A 4,162-nucleotide genomic window follows, 5' to 3' on the forward strand; every position below is an offset into this window, starting at 1 on the left:
AAGAAATCAGAGTGAAGCGACACGCACCCTATCCACAAGATGCCATTGATTACGCAAAGCAGCAGGTAGGCAAACCTGGTTATGATGTCGCTACGAATAATTGTGAGCACTTCGTAAATCGTTGCCTTAAACAGCGACATACGTCTAACCAAGTGAGTAACGGCGGTCATGTCATCGCTCATGTTGCAGCTAGGCAAGGTCTACTCGGTCAATCAGCTAAACAGTTTGCGAAAGGTCCATTAGGCACCATCGCTATCGCCTCTACAGGGGCGAAGTACGTGGGGGAATACATTGGCTTACCTGATAGCGTCAACACCGTTGTCGGCGCTCCTGGGGATCTTGTAGCCAAGCCTATTGAAGCTGCCTACACAGGTGCTGTTGATACCCTAAGCAATACTTACGATAAACTGAGTGAGGGGGAAATCATCGGTGCCACTGGCGAGCTTATAACGGGTACTGTAGAGACTGCTGTTGATATCGTCTTTGCACCCATTGAAGTGGTAGGTAATACGTGGGGTGCGATTAAGTCATGGTTTGATTAAGTTACTGGAGGGCTAAACACCCTCCATTCCTCACTACCGATAGCTGGTACCAAAATTACGGCGTCCTTCACCATAATGTTTAGTATCTTTTTTTTGCCAAATAGTTCAATCGACGGAAGATCTCCCTATGAGATTAATAGCACTTTATCGATGCCTGAGTAAACGACTACTGCCATAACTATTACGATTTTCCCCATAGACTTTAGTTTTCACCTTAGCGAAGTAACTGAGCCTTTTGAATAAATCACAATACGCTTGCTCTGGTATCGACGTGTTGCGTAAGAGATAAGAAGCTCCTGAAGGGATGGTAACTAAATCCCACGCTTCATCAAATCCGATTTTAAGGGCGCTACTCCACGCACCAATAATCATCTTAATAAGATTGCTCGGTTCTTCCCCTGTGCGCTTAACACCGGGATGGCGAAAGGTATCATTGTTAAGAAACAAGACTAGGTGGTAATGATCTTGCCCAGTTTCCCCTTGCTCACAAACCCAAACGTATTGCACCTCTGAACGGTGAGTACTGTTACCATTACGACGGGTACGTGAGATGTGGTTTCCAATTTTACTTTTCAAAGATTTAATGAAACGTGTAATTGACGCTTCTTGAAAATTATTAAAGGAAGCATTCCCTGATGCTTGTCTTGGTAGGTGCAAATCCACCCTCACTGCTAGCGTTCTAGCGTGAGTGCGTAGTGCGCTATTCATCACGTTAATGTTCGTGTTCAAATACTCTTCTATAAACTCAAAAGCCCCTTGGTAGCGAGGTCTTCCCAAAGGAAGGGTTTTAAAGGTAGTTGCTTTGATGATTGTCAGGTTTTTATTGGTTGGGTGTTTAGGCATTACTTTGTATCCATTGATGAGTTACGTTCAAATGAATACTGGTTCTGTAATTATTAAGTTGGTTCCACTAACGCATTACTAACCTAGGGGTTATTAATGAACTGGTAAGTACTAGTGTATTACCATTACCGACATTTCCCCTCTACTATTGCAAAAAATAAAAAGTAGGCCACTAAGCCTTGGAGGGCAAGGCGAGAGAGCCGTTAGTCGTAATGTTAACCTACTCGCATAGTATATTGGTAATTCCTAGTTGCTGTAGGGGTCACTCCTCTTCTTTTTCATTCGTCAAAATTGTTGCTTCCCTGACCTGTGTTGCCCTGCATGGCCATGCCATCTCACTCTAGTAAGCGCATATATTACCCATATCGACAGTGCTCAAATCACAGCTAGATAACAAGTTACTTACAAGCTACAAAAACTGGCTTTCTCCGCTCATACCATGTCATAATTCTTGATATAAATTATGAAACTCCCATTGCAAAATGGAAACTCCCTAAATCAAGAAGACTAGCTATGAACCAACTTGCATTAATAAATGACGACATGATTATTACCCTTCCCTTTGCGACTAGCTACTGGATTGTCTTCAAGAGCGGTAATGTCGAGAGTTTACAGGTGCATAAATATCAATATCCACTTTGCCGAAATGCCTTAAATTTAGACCATCTCGCACTCCCTACTGAAGTACTTAACTTTGCTGCTTTTGGGGAAGTATCCTTCATCATCGCAAATGTTGAAAAGCCGTATGGGTTTATGGATAAGCTGCGAAAACTGCAAAGTGATGCTAACAAGTTTGGGGAAGTTACCAACGCACTCACAACTATGACCTACCTAGAAAGTCAAAACTCCCTCAAGTTATCCTCTTCAAAAAAAGTGAATTTGATTAAGTTATGCAATCTACTCCAATCAGAAGTGGATTATGCAACATTGTCTTTAACTATAAAAAACGACGAGATAATGAATCGCTTAAGCATGAGCTCTAGAAGCCTAACTACTGCCATGCAAACCCTAAAAGATCTCGAATTCATCAGCATCCAGAAGAGAAGTTTTAAGAATTTTTCATTACCACAACGAATCATTTTCAATACAAGTTTCTTTGAACAGATGATGGCCATAACTGAAGATGAGCTAGAAAGAGTGCAACAAGCCACCATCAAATCCATCAATTATATGGTGCTTCAAGAGCATATAAATGAACAGATTGATAAGAAACTACACAACAAGCATTACCTCGCAATTGCGGAGTTACTTGAAGCATATGAGTCAATTTATCAACATGAGCATAAGAATAATCCAACAACTAATGAAGGTAAGTTGGAAGCTTTAGCCAAGAGGAGGGAGCAACTAACAAAAAAAATAGAACAAGTTTCTTCAGCATTTATTGAACGCCAAAACACATTTAGACAAATCGCCGTAATGAAAAGAGATAGTGGTGATGATAATACTTTACCTTATTGTAAAACTGACATTCTCAAAGCGTATGACACTGTAGAGATCTCAATGCAGCGCACAAAAGAAAAAGCTAAAGCTCTTATGCTGAATTTAGCAGATCTAGGTATTAGAGATCCTAGGGTCATAAAAGCCATCACGAACCTGCTATAGATTGGCAATGGTCTGTTATCTGCACTCCCCCTAATAAAAAGCACTAACTCTTGAGAGAACCCAAGCTTGCACCTCACTTTCAAGCCAGGCTTTGCGCTTGCCCATAATGGCGTAGTTACTAGGAAGACCGACAGCTTTAATCAGGTTATAAATGCTACTGCGACACAGTGTCGTCGTTTCCATAACGTCACGCAGACGAAGGAAACGATCACTACTATTCTGAATGATTTCCATCATATTCTCCTGGTTATCGGTTTATCCAGGAAGATGAAATATATCTGAGTTGGCTTTGATCACAGGTCCACATCAAAGTGTTATAAACAGGGTTTGATAAGGTATAAATAGCCACTACAATTAAATGTATAGCTTTTACATTAAAAGTAAGCCCATTACATTGCAGGTTGCCTATAGATGAATATTGAAATCAGTGAAGAGATCAACCAACGCTTAAGCACGCATAGAGTTGGCTTTGAAACTCAAGAGCAGGTAATAGAAAGGTTATTAGACCACTATGAAGCTAAGCTTAATCAAGAAAGACCTGTGGTTAAATTCGTCCCTAATGAAAGTGAGTTTAAGCAAAACCTAGTACAGAAAAAGTCTGCTTGGAAAGAGCTTCATTTCAATGATGGCTCAGTCAAAGTTGAAGAGTGGATTGCTAGCCAATTTAAGGAAACATCCAGCCTGAGATCAAACATTTGGTCCGGACCTCTAAGAGACTGGAAAAGCAAGAATATAAGCAAGCTTACTCTCTCCATTGAAAAGCCAGAAATGAAGAGTGACCTTAATGATGGCGCTATTGAGATTCAAATTGGTAAGTTAATCAAAGCGCATATTGATAACATACTTTCTCGTTGCTCTAGAGATCGCGCGTATCTGCGACAGCTTAGAGATGCCAAATGGTGCCATGACAATCTATGCATATCATTTCCTTTATTAATGTCATCCGAACAGATAAAGGAAAAAGGGTTGCATGCGAGGTACTGGACAGTATGCGCCCCATGAACCCACGGGGCGATGTTGTTAATGTTTGAAGCTCCAAGGTAGGAGCGTATCGATATCAGGCTCAGCTTTCGCTAGCTCTTTCATGCACTTGACCATGTAGTCGTAGAGGATAAGGCCGTTGGCTTTCGCAGTCTCGACGATGCTGTAAAGCATCGCACTCGCGTCAGCGCCAT

Annotated in this window: 6 protein-coding genes; 3 read left to right on the forward strand and 3 right to left on the reverse strand. The window is 41.3% G+C overall.

Annotation, left to right across the window (positions count from 1 at the left end; genetic code table 11):
• The coding region (locus H5300_RS25690) for a lecithin retinol acyltransferase family protein (protein ID WP_182797259.1) at positions 1-542 on the forward strand (542 nt) is incomplete at its 5' end.
• A 144-nt stretch (positions 543-686) separates the two neighbouring features.
• Here the strand turns inward: H5300_RS25690 and H5300_RS25695 are convergent.
• A complete protein-coding gene (locus tag H5300_RS25695) occupies positions 687-1,385 on the reverse strand; it encodes an inovirus Gp2 family protein (RefSeq protein WP_182797260.1) in 699 nt (232 codons plus the stop codon).
• Positions 1,386-1,898: 513 nt separating this feature from the next.
• On the opposite strand from H5300_RS25695, the gene H5300_RS25700 reads away from it, so the two are divergent.
• Positions 1,899-2,987 (forward strand): hypothetical protein, encoded by a 1,089-nt coding sequence (locus tag H5300_RS25700; RefSeq protein WP_182797261.1) that lies wholly within the window; start codon positions 1,899-1,901, stop codon positions 2,985-2,987.
• Between the two features lie 30 nt (positions 2,988-3,017).
• Here the strand turns inward: H5300_RS25700 and H5300_RS25705 are convergent, their stop codons facing one another.
• On the reverse strand, positions 3,018-3,221 hold the full coding sequence (locus H5300_RS25705; protein ID WP_182797262.1) for an AlpA family transcriptional regulator: 204 nt from the start codon (positions 3,219-3,221) through the stop codon (positions 3,018-3,020).
• A 177-nt stretch (positions 3,222-3,398) separates the two neighbouring features.
• On the opposite strand from H5300_RS25705, the gene H5300_RS25710 reads away from it, so the two are divergent.
• Positions 3,399-3,989, forward strand: coding sequence for a hypothetical protein (locus tag H5300_RS25710; RefSeq protein ID WP_182797263.1), 591 nt, complete (start codon positions 3,399-3,401; stop codon positions 3,987-3,989).
• 18 nt (positions 3,990-4,007) lie between these two features.
• Here H5300_RS25710 and H5300_RS25715 read toward each other — a convergent pair.
• A partial coding sequence (locus tag H5300_RS25715) for a transposase domain-containing protein (RefSeq protein ID WP_182797264.1) occupies positions 4,008-4,162 on the reverse strand: 155 nt, incomplete at its 5' end.

Origin of the sequence: Vibrio sp. SG41-7 (assembly GCF_014164465.1) — a bacterium.
Taxonomy (GTDB): domain Bacteria; phylum Pseudomonadota; class Gammaproteobacteria; order Enterobacterales; family Vibrionaceae; genus Vibrio; species Vibrio splendidus.